General features: G+C 72.7%; 15 protein-coding genes. 7 read left to right on the top strand and 8 right to left on the bottom strand.

Annotated elements, in window-relative coordinates:
- Positions 1-92: 92 nt before the first annotated feature.
- From ACFU9A_RS16310 to ACFU9A_RS16290, 5 genes are all read left to right on the top strand, one after another.
- Positions 93-557: a MerR family transcriptional regulator gene (locus ACFU9A_RS16310; protein WP_430576325.1), complete on the top strand. Its 465-nt coding sequence runs from the start codon at positions 93-95 to the stop codon at positions 555-557.
- Entirely contained in the window at positions 554-985 is a 432-nt protein-coding gene (locus tag ACFU9A_RS16305) for a carboxymuconolactone decarboxylase family protein (RefSeq protein WP_430576324.1), read from the top strand. The genes ACFU9A_RS16310 and ACFU9A_RS16305 overlap by 4 nt, the downstream gene beginning before the upstream one ends.
- Before the next feature lie 180 nt (positions 986-1165).
- Positions 1166-1972, top strand: coding sequence for a hypothetical protein (locus tag ACFU9A_RS16300; protein WP_430576323.1), 807 nt, complete (start codon positions 1166-1168; stop codon positions 1970-1972).
- 517 nt (positions 1973-2489) lie between these two features.
- Positions 2490-4118 (top strand): sodium:proline symporter, encoded by a 1629-nt coding sequence (locus tag ACFU9A_RS16295; RefSeq protein WP_430576479.1) that lies wholly within the window; start codon positions 2490-2492, stop codon positions 4116-4118.
- On the top strand, positions 4115-4243 hold the full coding sequence (locus ACFU9A_RS16290; RefSeq protein ID WP_430576322.1) for a putative transporter small subunit: 129 nt from the start codon (positions 4115-4117) through the stop codon (positions 4241-4243). The genes ACFU9A_RS16295 and ACFU9A_RS16290 overlap by 4 nt, the downstream gene beginning before the upstream one ends.
- Positions 4244-4300: 57 nt before the next feature.
- On the opposite strand, the gene ACFU9A_RS16285 is transcribed toward ACFU9A_RS16290, so the two are convergent.
- The 4 genes from ACFU9A_RS16285 to ACFU9A_RS16270 are packed head-to-tail and all read right to left on the bottom strand — an operon-like array spanning position 4301 to position 8666.
- On the bottom strand, positions 4301-5539 hold the full coding sequence (locus tag ACFU9A_RS16285; protein WP_430576321.1) for a glycoside hydrolase family 1 protein: 1239 nt from the start codon (positions 5537-5539) through the stop codon (positions 4301-4303).
- Positions 5536-6435, bottom strand: coding sequence for a carbohydrate ABC transporter permease (locus tag ACFU9A_RS16280; RefSeq protein ID WP_430576320.1), 900 nt, complete (start codon positions 6433-6435; stop codon positions 5536-5538). The genes ACFU9A_RS16285 and ACFU9A_RS16280 overlap by 4 nt, the downstream gene beginning before the upstream one ends.
- A gap of 3 nt (positions 6436-6438) precedes the next feature.
- Positions 6439-7380, bottom strand: coding sequence for a carbohydrate ABC transporter permease (locus ACFU9A_RS16275; RefSeq protein ID WP_430576319.1), 942 nt, complete (start codon positions 7378-7380; stop codon positions 6439-6441).
- Positions 7377-8666 carry an extracellular solute-binding protein gene (locus ACFU9A_RS16270; protein ID WP_430576318.1) on the bottom strand — a complete coding sequence of 430 codons (1290 nt, stop codon included), beginning with the start codon at positions 8664-8666 and terminating at the stop codon, positions 7377-7379. Before ACFU9A_RS16270 ends, ACFU9A_RS16275 begins: the two co-directional genes overlap by 4 nt.
- A gap of 237 nt (positions 8667-8903) precedes the next feature.
- On the opposite strand from ACFU9A_RS16270, the gene ACFU9A_RS16265 reads away from it, so the two are divergent.
- Positions 8904-9890 carry a LacI family DNA-binding transcriptional regulator gene (locus ACFU9A_RS16265; RefSeq protein WP_430576317.1) on the top strand — a complete coding sequence of 329 codons (987 nt, stop codon included), beginning with the start codon at positions 8904-8906 and terminating at the stop codon, positions 9888-9890.
- A 33-nt stretch (positions 9891-9923) separates the two neighbouring features.
- On the opposite strand, the gene ACFU9A_RS16260 is transcribed toward ACFU9A_RS16265, so the two are convergent.
- From ACFU9A_RS16260 to ACFU9A_RS16250, 3 genes are all read right to left on the bottom strand, one after another.
- Positions 9924-11390 (bottom strand): MATE family efflux transporter, encoded by a 1467-nt coding sequence (locus ACFU9A_RS16260; RefSeq protein ID WP_430576316.1) that lies wholly within the window; start codon positions 11388-11390, stop codon positions 9924-9926.
- A gap of 117 nt (positions 11391-11507) precedes the next feature.
- A complete protein-coding gene (locus tag ACFU9A_RS16255) occupies positions 11508-11951 on the bottom strand; it encodes a MarR family winged helix-turn-helix transcriptional regulator (protein ID WP_430576315.1) in 444 nt (147 codons plus the stop codon).
- A gap of 25 nt (positions 11952-11976) precedes the next feature.
- Positions 11977-12456, bottom strand: a complete 480-nt coding sequence (locus ACFU9A_RS16250) for a DoxX family protein (RefSeq protein ID WP_430576314.1) — start codon at positions 12454-12456, stop codon at positions 11977-11979.
- Between the two features lie 141 nt (positions 12457-12597).
- Between ACFU9A_RS16250 and ACFU9A_RS16245 the strand changes: the two genes are divergently transcribed.
- On the top strand, positions 12598-13479 hold the full coding sequence (locus ACFU9A_RS16245) for a sigma-70 family RNA polymerase sigma factor (RefSeq protein WP_430576313.1): 882 nt from the start codon (positions 12598-12600) through the stop codon (positions 13477-13479).
- Here the strand turns inward: ACFU9A_RS16245 and ACFU9A_RS16240 are convergent.
- Positions 13476-15128: a DUF885 family protein gene (locus tag ACFU9A_RS16240; RefSeq protein ID WP_430576312.1), complete on the bottom strand. Its 1653-nt coding sequence runs from the start codon at positions 15126-15128 to the stop codon at positions 13476-13478. The genes ACFU9A_RS16245 and ACFU9A_RS16240 overlap by 4 nt on opposite strands.
- Between the last annotated feature and the right edge of the window lie 68 nt (positions 15129-15196).

Raw genomic sequence — 15196 nt, 5'->3', positions numbered from 1 at the left:
AACATCCAACCAAGACGGAAGCGCTCGTGGCAACGCTTTCCCTCGCGCGCGGGCTTGTCTTCGAGCGCGCTCACACCTCTAGCGTCCCGGTCATGGACAACGACGAGGCGCTCCGAGAGGCGCTGCGACTGGCGGTCGACCCGGCCGGCGGGGTCTCGGTCGAGGCGCTGCGCGAGCTCGCCCGGGACGACGACGCGACGGACTGGGACATCGCCACGACGGCGGCCCGCCTCGGCGTCAACCCCCACACCCTCCGCTACTACGAGCGCATCGGCCTGGTGCGCGTCGACCGCGACGGCGCCGGCCACCGGCGGTACGACGCGGCGGCCGTGCGGCGCCTGGTCTTCCTGACCCGGATGCGCACCTCGGGCATGCCGATCAGCGACCTGCGCCGGTACGTCGAGCTCGTCGACGACGGGCAGGAGACCGTGCCCGAGCGCCTCGACATGCTCCTCGAGCACCGGGACACGCTGCGCGCGCAGATCGCGCAGCTCCAGCTCTCCCTCGCCGCCACCGAGTACAAGATCTCCACCTACCAGGAAGGCCCCCGGCCATGACCACGACCGCCCCCGCGCAGCACGACATCGACAGCCCCGACAACCTCGCCCGCCGCCGCCGGGGTCTCGACGTCCTGTCGCGGATCGACGGGCACCAGGGCGAGGCCGTCGTCGACTCCCTCGCCGACGTCAGCCCCGCCCTCGGCCACCACGTCGCCGCCTTCGCCTTCGGCGACATCTACGACCGCCCCGGTCTGGACCCGCGGAGCCGCCAGCTCGTGACCCTCGGCGTCCTCACGGCCCTCGGCGGGTGCGAGCCCCAGCTGCGGGTGCACATCGGCGCCGCCCTCAATGTCGGCCTGACGCGCGAGGAGATCACCGAGGCGATCCTGCACGCCGCCGTCTACTGCGGCTTCCCCCGCGCGCTCAACGCCACCTTCGTCGCCCGGGAGGTCTTCGCCGCGCGCGACGCCGAGCCGGTCGGCTGAGCCTCACCCGGTCGCCCGGGGAGGCCCTCTCGGCGCCGAGGAAACGACGTCGACGAGCCGCCGGAGCGACGAGCGGACCCTCGTCGAGCACGTCCTGCGGTCCGTCGCGCCGCCCGGGACCTGACGGTTTCACCCGTGGCGCCGCGCCGGCGACCGTGGCGGCACTGTGAGACTGCGCGGATGCGCGCTCCTCGGCCGGTGATCCTGGCGCTCGCCGCCACCCTCCTCCTCGGCGGGTGCGGCCTGCTCGGGCTCGGCCCGTCGCCGAAGAGCACCTCCGTCGACGCGGACGGCGCGACCGTCACCGTGGACTGGAAGGACTACCCGGCGACCGAGGGGACGGACGCGGAGCAGCTGCTCGAGGCTCCCGACCAGGCGGAGCTGGAGGCGCCCGCCCGGCAGCTCGTGCTCGACCTCCGCGCCGCGGTCCAGGAGGCGGGCGGCGTGGCACTCGCGGCGGAGCGGCCCGAGGCCTCGTGGTTCGACGACGAGGACTGGTTCACGGAGGAGGGCAACGGGTACGGCGGGGCGTCCATGCTCGCCACGGTGAACTGCTGCCGGCTCGCGAGCACGCAGGTCCCGGACCTTCAGCAGTGGCAGCGGATCGTCGACGCCGCGAGCGAGGTGACCGAGAAGGCCGGGCTGGGGCCGACGGAGCTGGAGACCGACTCCGAGTCGATGGCCGCCGACCCCGCCTGGCGCGAGGAGCACCACGACCGGTTCTGCACCGTCGAGGGCGGGGGGTGCTGGTGGTGGTCGGCCGTGGCGTCCGACGGCTACCGGTGGATCACGCTCGACATCCAGGACGCGTCGCTCGACCCGACGGGTCGCGGTGTCGACGAGGCCGAGGAGATCGACCTCCCGGTGGCGTCGATCAGGCTCGAGTACGGCGCCACCGTGGTGCGCGCCGGGATGAAGGCCGAGTTCGAGGGCGCGATCGCGCCGTTCCGGGGGCTCGAGCGGCCGGCGTCGACGCGGTCCGACTGACGGCGTCCGGTCCCGGGTGGGGCGGCCGCCTCCTGTCGTCGCGGGCAGGCCTGGGAAGAATGTACCTTTTTTGTGGTATAAACGTGACTCGACGGCCCTGTTGACCGGCGCGCTGCGCCGCGCCCGGAGGAACCCCGACGCCTCGTCTCGTCGGCGCGCACTCGCGAGAGTTCCCGCTGGTCCCGTCACCGACTCGCCGGCCCCTCCGTGCGCCGGCGCCCGCACGCCCTGACCGTGGCGCGACGCCATGCGCCCTGGTCAGGGCCGCTGACGACCGGAAGGAGCTCCGTGCTGTCGATCCAGCCGGCACGGTACGCGCTGCCCTGCGCGTGCCGCCCCGCCTGTCCCCGACGAGTCCCGCCCGCTTAGCTGCCGTTCCCGCTTCCCCGTCCCTCCGGGCCTTCAGCAGGCTCCGGGTCCCTGACGAAAGAGTGAGAACACCTTGGGCAACCTGCAACACATCCCTGGACCGATCGTGGTCCTCATCCTGCTGCTGTTCTTCGGCGGCAGCTTCTACATGTCGGTCCGCATCAGCCGGAAGAAGGAGAACGCCGACGGCTACATGACGGGCGGCGGCAAGGTCGGCTTCGGAATCTCCGCGGCGTCGATGACCGCCACCTGGATCTGGGCGTCGTCGATGTACGCCTCCGCGACGTCCGGCTACACCTACGGTCTGTCGGGCCCCATCCACTACGGGCTCTGGGGCGCCCTGATGATCCTGCTCATCTACCCGTTCGGGCGCCGGATCCGCGCCGTCGCGCCGCGCGCGCACACGATCGCGGAGGTGATGTTCGCCCGGCACGGCCGCTCGAGCCAGCTCATGCTCGCCGGGTCCAACGTGCTCGGCAGCGTCATCAGCCTCACGTCCAACCTGATCGCCGGCGGCGCCCTGGTCGCCATGCTGACGCCCTACACGTTCACGCAGGGCATCGTCGCCATCGCGGCCGGCGTGCTCCTGTACACGCTCTGGTCCGGGTTCCGGGCGTCGGTCCTCACCGACTTCGCCCAGGTGGTGGCCCTGCTGGGCGCGGTCGTCGTCATCATCCCGGTGGTGTTCTTCGCCGCCGGCGGGCCCGGCCTGTTCGAGACCGGCGCCGCGAACCTCACCGCCCAGCAGAAGGACTTCTTCTCCTCCGACGCGTTCTTCAACCAGGGTGCCCCGTACATCGCGGCCGTCCTGGCCTACGCGATCGGCAACCAGACGATCGCCCAGCGGCTCTTCGCGGTCCGCGAGGACCTCATCAAGAAGACGTTCGTCACCGCGACGTTCGGCTACGGCGCGACGATCATCGGCGTCGGCATGCTCGGCGTCATCGCGCTGTACGCGGGCATCGAGCCCCTCGGCGGGGACGTGAACAACCTCGTCCCGCAGATGGCCGCGACCTACCTGAACCCGCTGCTCCTGTGCCTGTTCTTCGTGATGATCATCGGGTCGCTCTCGTCGACGGCGGACTCCGACCTCACGGCGCTCGCGTCGATCGCCATGGCGGACGTCTACGGGCAGAACGTCGCGGGCAAGAAGCGTGCCGACCCGCGGACCATGATCCTCGTCGGCCGGGTCACGATGGTCGTCGCGATCGCCGCGGGCCTGGTCTTCGCCGGCGCCCGGTTCAACATCCTGGACCTGCTCGTGTTCGTCGGAGCGATGTGGGGCGCGCTCGTGTTCCCCGTCATCGCGAGCTTCTACTGGGACCGGGTCACCAACGTCGCCTTCAGCGCGGCGGTGGTCGCGGGCCTCGCCGTCTTCCTGCCGGTGCGCTTCTCGTGGGTGGACCTCTCCGGCGGGCTGGGCATCGCGTCGGACGTCCTGGCCACGCTCGGCATCGGGGTCGTGCTCGGCCTGATGGCCTTCGGCTTCTTCGGCACGCGGGTCGCGCTCGTCGTCGGGGCGGTCGCCACCGTCGCGGCCGCGCCCTTCGCGATCGGGTTCCTGCACACCTACCCGGTGCTGTCGGGGTCGCTCGTGGCCTATGCGGCCAGCACGGTCGTGTGCGTCGCCCTGACGCTGCTGAGCAAGGACCGGTTCGACTTCGCCCTGATCAAGGAGCGCACCGGCGACTTCGACATGGAGCCGGCGGCCACGGGCCGTCCGGCCGACGAGCCGCGCCGGGGCGAGCCCGTCGCGGCGGGAGAGGGGATCTCATGACGTTCCTGCTGACGGTGTACGTGCTCGTCTGGCCCGTCGTCGTGGCCGGCGTGCTCTTCGTGATCAGCCGAGCGTTCTACCGCGAGCTGCGCCAGGCGAAGGCCGAGGGGCGCAGCGTGATCTAGCGACGACGCGGCGAACGGCCGCCCCGCCCCGATGCACGGGGCGGGGCGGTGTGCCGATCAGGCGCGCTCGGTCGTGCCGGCGATCGCCGCGGCCGCCTCGCGGGCCGGCAGCTCGTTCCGCCGAGCCAGCCCACCCAGCCACGCGAGGCTGGGCTTGGGCGTGCGCTCGAAGGTCCGCCGGTCCACGGCGACCAGGCCGAAGGTGGGCGCGAACGAACCCCACTCGTAGTTGTCCAGCAGCGACCAGTGCAGGTAGCCGAACACGCGGCAGCCGTCGTCGACGGCCGAGGCCAGCCCGGCCAGCGCCCCCGTCGTGTACGCGATCCGTCGCTCGTCGTCCGAGGTCGCGATGCCGTTCTCCGTCACGATCATCGGCAGCCCGCCGGTGACGCGGTGCGTGTGCTGCAGCGCGTGGCCGAGGGCCTGGGGGTAGTACTCCCACCCCGTCAGGGTGACGTCGGTGCCCTCGGGCCACGGCTGGGGGCCGTAGCCGCGGGCGTCGTCGGTGGGGCCGATGACGGTGCGCAGGTAGGCCTGGACGCCGATGAAGTCGTCGCCGCAGGCGTGCTCGAGGTAGAAGTCCTCGCGCCAGTACTGCCACGTGTCGCGCTGGGCCTCCCAGCCGGGCACGGCCTGGTAGTCCTGGTTGGCGACGGTCCAGCCGACCTGGACGCCGGGGATCTCCTGGTGGAGCACGTCGACGGCGGCGTGGTGGGCGGCCGCGATCGCGCGGGCGAGCTCGGGGTCGGGCTCGTCGGGCACGTTGACGCCGGTGCCGGTGTCGACGGTGGACTCGGCGTTGACCACCAGCATGTTCGGCTCGTTGATGGTCACCACCCAGCGCACGTCGCCGAGGATGCTCGCCGCGGTGCGGGCGTAGCGCGCGAAGACGTCGGCGCTGTCGGGCGCCTGCCAGCCGCCGCGCTCGCGCCACCAGCGCGGGAACGTGAAGTGGTGCAGCGTGACGAACGGCTCGACGCCGCGGGAGCGGCAGGTGTCGATCATGCGGCGGTAGTGGGCGAGCTGGGCGTCGGAGACGACGCCCTCCTCGGGCTCGATGCGGGCCCACTCCAGCGAGAACCGGTAGGTGGTCAGGCCGGCCTCGGCCAGCAGCGCGATGTCCTCGCCGAAGCGGTGGTAGGAGTCGCAGGCGTCGCCGGACGGCTCGCGCACGGTGGCCCGCGGGTGGTACTCGTCGGCCCAGTTCGTGGTGTTGGTGTTGCCGCCCTCGATCTGGTGCGCGGCGGTCGCGGCGCCCCACAGGAAACCTGCGGGCGCGGGCACGGTGGTGGTCATTTGATCCCTGTCATGGTGATGCCCTGGATGAAGTGCTTCTGCATGGCGACGAACAGCACGAGCACGGGGAGGACGATGAGGAACGAGCCCGCCATCTGCAGGCCGTACTCCGCCCCGTGGTTCCCGGCGTCCGAGGAGAACAGCGCGAGCGACACGGGCAGCGTGTACATCGAGTCGTCCTGGGAGATGATCAGCGGCCACAGGAAGCTGTTCCACGACCCCATGAACGTGAAGATCGCCAGGGTCGCGAGGGGTGCCTTGCACAGCGGCAGCACGATCCGGAAGAAGATCCGGAACTCGCCGGCGCCGTCGATCCGGGCGGCGTCGAGCAGCGAGTCGGGGATCTCCAGCATGAACTGCCGCATGAGGAAGACGCCGAACGCGCCGACGAGGCCCGGCAGGATGAGCCCCCAGTACGTGTTGACCATGCCGAGGCGGGCCACGAGCACGAACTGCGGGATGAGGGTGACGATGCCCGGCACGAACATCGTGGCGAGCACGACCGTGATGAGCGCCTTCTTGCCCGGGAACTCCAGCTTGGCGAGCGCCCAGCCCACCATCGAGCAGAACAGCAGGGTGCTGGCGACGGCGACGACGGCGAGCAGCACGGAGTTGAAGAACGGCCGGGAGATGTCGAAGTCGAACAGCCACGACCGGAAGTTCTCCAGCGTGGGGTTCACCGGCCACCAGGTGACCGGCCGGGACATGATCTCGGCCTTCGTCTTGAACGCGCCCAGCACCATCCAGACGAACGGCAGCAGCGTGAACGCGAGCCCGATCGACAGGACGGTGAGGACGGCGAGGTTGCCCCAGCGCACCGGCTTGCGGCGGCGACGGGGGGTGGCGGGGACGTCGGCCCGGGGCTCGACGTCGGGCGGGGTGATCACAGCGGTCATGGGTCAGGTCCTCTGCCGGAAGAACCGGAACTGGATGATGGCGAAGATGCCGATGAGGACGAACAGCACGTAGGCGCCTGCCGACCCGACGGCGTAGTTGCCGTACTTGAACTGGTTGTAGACCTGCAGGGCGATCGACGTGGTCGACTCCAGCGGTCCGCCGTTCGTCATCACGAAGGGCTCGTCGAAGAACTGCATGAACCCGGTGGTCGTGAGGATCGCGTTGAGCAGGATCGTCGGCATCATGATCGGGATCGTGATCCGGAAGAAGCTCTGGACCGGGTTCGCGCCGTCGACCGAGGCGGCCTCCTTGACCTCCTGGGGGATGCCCTGGAGGCCCGCGAGGAAGATGACCATCGTGGAGCCGAGGCTGCGCCACACGGCCATGACGGTCAGCGCGAACAGCGCCGTGCGGGTGTCCGACAACCAGTTGGGGCCGTCGATGCCCACCCACCCCAGCATCGTGTTGATGACGCCGGTGTTCTGGTACATGATCCGCCACACGATGGCGACGGCGACGATCGTCGTGACGACCGGCGTGTAGTACCCGACGCGGAAGAAGGCGGCCGCCCGCTTGCCGAGCGAGTTGAGCAGGACGGCGAGCACCAGCGACAGGAACAGGCTGAGCGGCACGCCCACGGCCACGAAGAGCAGCGTGTTGCGCAGCGCCTTGAGGAACGACGTGTTCGTCAGCACGGTCACGAAGTTCTCGAGCCCGACGAAGTTGACGGCGAACGGGCTCCGGATGTCCCGCGCGTGCATGTCGGTGAACGACATCCCGAACGAGCTGATGAGCGGGATGAGGCCGAAGATCCCGAAGGTCACGACGAACGGCGTGACGAACAGCCAGGCGACGGCCGCCGTCCGGCGGCGCCGGGCGGACAGGGAGACGGTCTTCCCTGTCCGCCGCGGCGTCGTCGGTGGTGCCGTGGTGGTGGCGGTCACCACCCGAACCCGAGGGAGTCCGCCTGGGTCTGGATCTCCTTGGCGGCGGCCGCGGAGGTCATCTCGCCGTTGGCGACGCGCTCGGAGTAGGTGCCGATGAGGTCGGAGATCTGCGACCACGCCGGGTAGCGCGGCGTCTCGATCGTGTGCTGCATCTGCTCCTTGACCACCGCGGTCACCGGGTTGTCGGTGATGGCCGGGTAGTCGGCGGCCGAGATGTTGGCGGGGAACTCACCGTTGAGGTCGTACCACTTCTGCTGCTGCTCGGGCTTGCCGAGCCACGACAGGAAGGACCAGGCGGAGTCCTTGTTGTCGGAGTCCGCGAAGACGCCGAGGTTGCCGCCGCCGATGTACTGGTCGTTGTTGCCGCCGGGGCCGGTCGGCGCCACGGCGTAGCCCACCGAGTCCATGGTGAAGTCCTTGGGCGCCGTCTTGCCGTCGATCGCGTCCTGGTAGACGTCGAGCATCCACGGGCCCGAGATGAACATCGGGGTGCCGCCGTTCTCGAACGTGGCGTCGGAGTCGCCGCCGTCGATCGGGGCCTCCTTGCGCTGGAAGAAGCCGGCGTAGTAGTCGAGCGCCTGGATGAACTCCGGGGTGTCGATCGTCCACCCGTCCTCGTCGGCCATCGCGCCGCCCGCCTGGGAGACGAACGGCACGACGACCTGCGCCGGGGTCTCGACGGGTCGCGGCAGGCTGATGCCGTACGTGCCGCCCTTGCGGTCCTGGAACGCCTTCGACATCGCCTGCATCTCCTCCCACGTGGTGGGGGCCTTGAGGCCGAGGTCGGCGGCGATGTCCTTGCGGTAGAAGAGGAAGCGCGTCTCGACGTACCAGGGGATGCCGTAGCGGGCGTCCTCGCCGGTCACGGAGGCGATGGAGGCGGGGTAGAAGTCGTCCGGGTCGTAGACGCCGTCCGGGACCTCGTCGAGGGCGCCCGTGCCGATGACGGCGGACGTCTGGTCGGCGCCGGCCATGATGATGTCCGGCCCGGTGCCGGCCGCCGCGGCGGTCTGGACCTTGGTGAGGATCTGGTCCCAGGGGACGTCGGTGACCTTGATCGAGGCGTCGGGGTTGTCGGCGAGGAACGGCTCGGCCAGCTTCTTGAGGTTGTCGGCGTGGCCGTCCGCGGTCCAGATCTCGATCTCGCCCGTGGCCTTGCCGGAGATCGGGGCCGCGTCGGCGCCGTCGGCGGAGGCGGCGTCGTCGCTGCGGCCGCAGCCGGTGGCGAGGAGGGCGACGCCGAGCGCGGCGGCGGTGAGCGTGGTGAAGCGCGTGGTGCGCATGATCACTCCTTCGTGATTTCGAACGCCTTCGCTCGAAATTTCGAGCGCTCAGGGCGAAACAGCGGGAGGAGAGTAGGGCTCGGGCGGGGGCGTGTCTAGTCGCTCTCGCCAGGTCATGACGGGTCGCACCAGGTCACAACAGCGTCATGACGGGGTCAGGGCGCACGGTCGGGGTTCCCGTACGATGTCGGCGAGCGATCCTGAGTTTCCGAAATCATCGCCCTGAGGTGTGAACCAATGACGATCCCCCTCGCCGTCGTCGCCGCCGCGGCCGGAGTGTCCGTGCCCACGGTGTCGAAGGTGCTCAACTCGCGCCCCGACGTCTCCGAGGCCACCCGCGGCCGCGTGACCGAGGTGCTCAAGCAGCACGGGTACGCCGTCCGGCGCCCGACGCCCCGCATCACCGGGCTGCTGGACGTCTGGATCATCAACCTCGAGGGCGCGTGGGCGGAGACGGTGGTGCGCGGCGCGGCCGCCGCGGCCCGGCGCCACGGCAAGGACCTCGTGCTGACCGTCGGACCCGACCCGGACGACTGCGACCGCTGGGTGCGCCACGCGCTCGGGCGCGGCACGGACGGGCTGCTCAGCGTCGTCGCCGTGCCGAGCGCCAAGGTCCGCGCGGCGCTCGCGGAGGCGGGCGTCCCGCTGGTCGCGGTCGACCCGCTGCGCCGCCCGCCCGAGGGCACGCTGTCCATCGCGTCGACCAACTTCCAGGGCGCGTTCGACGCGACCCACCACCTGCTCGGCCTCGGGCACACGCGCGTCGCCACGATCACGGGCTCGCTCGACCAGGACAACGCCATCGCGCGCCTCGCCGGCTACCGCGCCGCGATGCTGCAGGCGGGGGTCTCCGTCGACGACGACCTGGTGATCCGCTCCCGCTACGGCATCAACGAGGGGTACGCGGCGGCGCAGGCGCTGCTGGCCCTCGACGACCGCCCGACGGCGGTGTTCGCGTCCAGCGACGACACCGCGCTCGGCGCGATCCGCGCCATCCGCGACGCGGGCCTGCACGTGCCCGACGACCTGTCCGTCATCGGGTTCGACGACGTGCCCTACGGGCGCTGGACGGACCCGCCCCTGACCACCATCCGGCAGCCGCTGGCGCAGATGGGCGAGGCCGCCGTCGACATGCTCGTGCGCACCCGCGAGGACCCGAGCGCCATCCCGCGCACCGAGCTGGCGACGAGCCTCGTCGTGCGGTCGTCGACGGCGCCGGGCTGACCCGGCCCGCGCGGCTCACGGGCGTCGCGGGGCTCAGGGCTCCGCGTGCTCCAGCGCCTCCTCGGCGCGCGCGGGGCTGCCCTCGGCGAGGCCGCGCCCGATCGCGCCGCGGGTCGCGACCAGCAGCCCGACGCCGACGAGGCACACGACCACCTCGGTCACGGTGAGCGCCCAGACGATGCCGGGCAGCCCGAACCAGAGGTTGCCGAGCAGCACGACGGGGACGAACAGCACGCCCTGCGACACGGACATGACGACGGCGGGCACGGAGCGGCCGGTCGCCTGGAGCAGCGACGTGAGCAGCCCGGCGAACCCGTTGGCGACCATCGCGACGAGCTGCGCGGTGAGGATCGTGGCGCCGATCGTCAGGACCGCGGGGTCGGCGACGAACGCGGTGACGACCTGGTCGCGGACCAGGAAGACGGCGACGGCGAAGAACAGCCCGACGCCGCCCACGGTGAGGGCGGACACGCGCAGGGCCGCGGCGAGGCGTCCGCGGTCGCCCTTGCCGTAGGCGTAGGCGAGCAGCGGCAGGACGCCGAGCGTCACGCCCATGAGCAGGAACTCGGGCACCTGCGCGATCCGGACCGCGACGCCCATCGCGGCGAGCGGGCCGTCGCCGTACGCGGCGGCGAGGTTGTTGAGCACCAGCGAGGTGACGATGAGGAACGACGCCTGCAGCAGCTCGCCCACCCCGACGCCGAGCACGGGCCGCAGCACCGCGGGCGACAGGGTGAACCAGCGCGGGGCGAGGCTCATGTGGGCGCTGTGCCGCGTCAGCCAGGCGGCGAACCAGGCGACGACGGCGAGGTTCGACAGGCCGGTCGCGAGGGCCACGCCGGCGACGCCCCAGTGCAGGACGAGCACGAAGACGAGGTCGAGGACGAGGTTCGCCACCGTGGAGCCGATCAGGGCGGACATCACCTGGCGCGACGCGCCCTCGGCCCGCACCAGCTGCTCCAGGCAGAACGCCGCCGCGAGCACGGGGACGAAGGCGAGCATCACGGCGACGTAGGTGCTGGTCGCGGCCGCGGCCGCGGTGGCGGCGTCGGCCCCGAGGAGCGTGACCAGCGGCTGCAGCAGCAGGAGCCCGGCGACGCCGAGCACGGCGCCGGCGACGACGGCGCCCCAGAGCGCGAACGAGGAGACGTGCCGGATCTTCGTGGCCTCGGCGGGGTCGTTCTCGGCCGCGCCGAGCAGCCGGGCCACGAGCGCGCCGCCGCCGACGCCGAAGACGCCCCCGACGGCCATGACCAGGCCGAGGACCGGGGTGCCGAGCGTGACGGCCGCGAGCAGGGTGTTGTCGTGCAGGGAGCCGACGACGCCCGCGTTGACGACGTTGTAGACGGCGCCGACGATCATCGCGGCGGCCATCGGCACGCACAGGTGCACGAGGGCGCGGACGATCGGCGCGGACGAGAGGTACCAGCGGTCGCTGCCGACGGCGTCGGGCGGCGTGGTGGCGGGGGGCGTGGGGGAGGTGAGGTCGGTGGTGCTCATGGCTGCTCCTCTCCGGGCAGGCCGGAGCGCACGCCGACGGGAGCCGGCGCGGCAGGGTGGGACGGGCAGGGGTGGGTCAGGGCATGACGGCGTGGGGGCGCGGCGGCGCCTGCGGGGTCAGTCCCGGGTGGGCTGCGGGAGCTCCGCGGCGATCTTGGTGAGCAGGGCGCGCAGGGTGGCGCGCTCGTCGCCGTCGAGCGGGGCGAGGATCGAGTCGTCGGCGGCGGACATGGCGTCCGCGAACCCGGCGATGAGCGCGGCGCCGGCGGGGGTGGGGTGGACGCGCTTGACGCGCGCGTTGTCGGGCGCCGTGCGGCGCTCGACGAGGCCGCGCTGCTCGAGCCCCTTGAGGAGGCTCGTGACGGACGCGGGGCTGGTGCGGCTCACCTGGGCGATGTCGCGCTGGATGGCGCCGGGGTTCTGGGCCAGGTAGCCGAGGACGAAGGCCTGCTCGTGGCTGAGCTCGCGCTCGCGGACCCAGTCCTCGGCGGCCTTGCGCTGCGCCCAGCCGATCCAGCGGACGAGCTCGAGGCTGCTGGTGGGCACGGGCTGCTCGGTCATGATGTGAACTCTAACGATTAGAAATCTAACTGTCAACGGGTGACGCGCCCGGCGCCCGGAGGATCGCGACGAGGTTGACCCCGAGGCCCACGAGGAGCACGCCGATCACGGGGGCGAGGAGCGCGGCGCCGAGGTCGGGCCCGGTGGCCAGCAGGTCCCAGCGGCCGACGGCGACGGTGCCGCAGAGCAACGCCCAGAGCACGGTCTCGAGCGCCCGGAGCCGCTCGTCGGCGCGCAGGTGGAAGCCCGCGGCCATGAGCGTGACGACGGCGAGGCCGCCGGCGGCGAGGGGCGTGACCCACGGGAGGCGCCCCAGCAGCGGGGGGAGCACGAGCGCGAGCGACCCGGCGATCTCGGCGGCGCCGATCAGCACCGTGAGCGGGCGCGGCAGGGCGTCGAAGCCGGCCCAGCGGTCGAGGCCGCGGCCCAGCACCTTGGGCAGGCCCGCGAACAGGAAGAGCAGGGCGAGCACGAGCTGTGCGGCCCCGAGGGCGATGGCGAGCATGACGTTCCTTCCGTCGGCGGCCGGCGGTCGCCGGTCGTTCCGGGAGGGGACGGGCGGCGCGCCGGTTCCGTGACACCGGGCCCGGCGCCGCCGCCCGTGGCGCGCCCGTCACGTTCGCGAGGGCGGGATCGTCCAGTCTGCATGGGAGTCATCGAGGACGGCGCCGCGCGGGTCGCGGCCGCGTCGCGCGCCGACCGCGCCTACCTGCGCGCCGTCGCGGACCGGATCCTGGCCGACCCGGCCGAGGCGGAGGACGCCGTGCAGGACGCGTTCGCGCGGCTCGCCGCGCAGGACGTCGAGCAGATCCGCGACCCGCGCGCCTGGCTGGTCGTCGCGGTGCGGAGGCTCGCCCTCGACCGGGTGCGCTCGGCCCGGTCGCGCCTGTCGGCGCCGCGCGAGCCCGCCTGGCAGGGGTTCGACGGCGCCGCCGACGTCGCCGGCCCGGCCGACCGCGTCACTCTGGACGACGAGGTCCGCCGGGCCCTCGCCGTCGTGCTCGACCGCCTCACGCCGGGGGAGCGCACCGTCTTCGTGCTGCACGACGTGTTCGGGGTCCCCTTCGACGACGTCGCCGAGGTGGTGGGGCGCACCGCCGTCGCGTGCCGGCAGCTCGCCAGCCGCGCCCGGCGCGCGGTCCGCACCGCCGGGCGGGCGGCGGGCACCGCCCTCGCGGACCCCGTGCCCGCGGACCCGGCGCTGCACGACGTCGTCGACCGGTTCGTCGCGGCCTGCGACGGAGGCGACCTCGGCGCCCTCGTCCGCACGCTGCACCCGGACGTGGCGGGCTGGGCGACGTGGCGCGGCGAGCGCGTCGGTTCCGACGTCGGCGCGGCGCGCGTGGCGGCCCGCACGCTGGTCCACCTCGGCCCGGGGTCGGGCTGGACGCTGGCCCCGCTCCGGCGGGGGGAGGAGGCGGTGGTGCTGGCGGTGCAGGACGGCGAGCCCGTGGCCGTGGTCCGCCTGCTGGTGGCCGACGGGCGGATCGCCGCCGTCCACTCGGTGGTGCTGCGGCCTCCGCGCTAGCGGTCGCGCTCCTCGCGCTCGACGGCGCGGTCGAGGGCGTCCACCTCGGACCGGTCGCCCAGGAGCTCCCACCGCTGCAGCGAGAACGGCACGTTGCCGTTGCCCCACACGCGGTCGTGCAGGTCGCGGAAGCGGAAGGCGTCGCCGTCGCGGGCGATGACGTCGGCGGCCAGGCGCAGGAGCTGCTGCTTGCCCACGTGGTACGACATCGCGAGCCCCGGGGTGTTGAGGTAGGCGGCGCACTCCTCCTGCGCGGTCGTGCGGTCCATGGGGACGGTGCGGACGAAGAGGTCGACGGCCTCGGCGAGGGTGAGGTCGCCGGTCGCGAGGGAGACGTCGACGACGACGCGCAGGCAGCGCAGCCGGTTGAAGTTGTGCACCACGGTCTGGGAGTGGGGGGCGTCGTCGAACAGGCCGGCGAGCAGCATCAGCTCCTCGTTGTAGAAGGCGATGCCCTCGTTGGCGGCGGAGTCGACGTAGCGGCGTCGGATCGGGTCCGGGTGCGCGTGCGTGAGGGCGAGCTGCTTGTAGTGCGCGCCCTCGTGGACGATGCCGAGCCGCGGGTCGCGCGCGGCCGCGGCGTCGAAGTACTGCAGGTCGGGTCCGGGCTGCGGCTTGTAGGTGACGCCGTCCTGGTCGAGCCGGTGCTCGTCGGTGAGGTCGTCGTTGACGCCGAGGAAGCGCAGCGGCTCCAGGGACGCGGGCAGCGGCCGCGACAGGTAGCGCCGCAGGGTGGGCGGCTGGCTGAGCAGGTCCTCGCGCTCCAGGAAGTCGCGCGTGCGGTCCTCGAGCGCCGCGGCGCGGGCGCACTGGGCGTCGACGTCGGCATCGAGCGGCGCCTCCGGGACGTCGCGGTGCCGGTGCCGGGTGACGGTCTCGGCGACGACGGCGCGCGCGTGGTCCTGACGGGCGGCGCGGACGAGCTCCTCGGGCTCCTCGGCGATCAGCGCGACGTGCCGCAGGAACCACACGAACTGCTCGCGGCCCACGGGCCGGGACGGCTCGAACGTCCCCATCCGCTCCTGCAGCCAGGTGCGGAGGCCGGCGAGCGCGGCCCCGGCCGCGGGCGCGGCGTCGCGCAGGGCGGCCAGCACCCCGGGGTCGACGACGCCGTCGAGCCCGTCGACGGACGCGGCGAAGCGCCGCTCGATGTCGGCGAGGTCACCCGCGGCCACGACGGCGAGGTCGGCCACGGCGCCGCCGGCCAGGTTGGCCAGCGCCAGGTCGACCCGCGCCGGGATGCCACGGGCCACGGCGAGCAGGGCGTCCTGGACCTCTGCGGGGTACGGGGGAGGCGGCAGGAGCAGGTCGAACCACGGCCCGAGCACCTGCCCGAGCAGGAAGACGGGGTCGTGCTCCCAGCTGCGCAGGACGTCGAGGTCCCAGCGGCCGCGCGCGAGGACCGCGCCGAGCAGCCGGTGGTCGACCTGCACGGCGACGTCCTCGCCCGACACGTCGAGGGCCCGCAGCCGGGCCTCGAGGGCCGCGCGCCGCGCGCGCGTCTCCGCGACGTCGGACGGCGCGAAGAGCGGCACCCAGGCGGGCGGACGCGGGGTGCGCGGGATGTCGTCGGAGGGGCGGAACCCGCGCGACGTGCTCCACGCCGCCACGTCCGCACCGAGCTGCTGGAGGTCCTCGGCGATGGTCATGGGCCCCATCATCCCGCGTCCTCCGAGCGCACCGTGCCGTGATCTGACACGGTGTCACCTGGTGGCGG

The organism is Isoptericola sp. NPDC057653, from assembly GCF_042799955.1.
In the GTDB taxonomy this organism is placed as follows: Bacteria; Actinomycetota; Actinomycetes; order Actinomycetales; family Cellulomonadaceae; genus Isoptericola.
The sequence above is the reverse complement of the archived record's forward strand: the minus strand, read 5'-3'. Positions and strand labels throughout refer to the sequence as shown.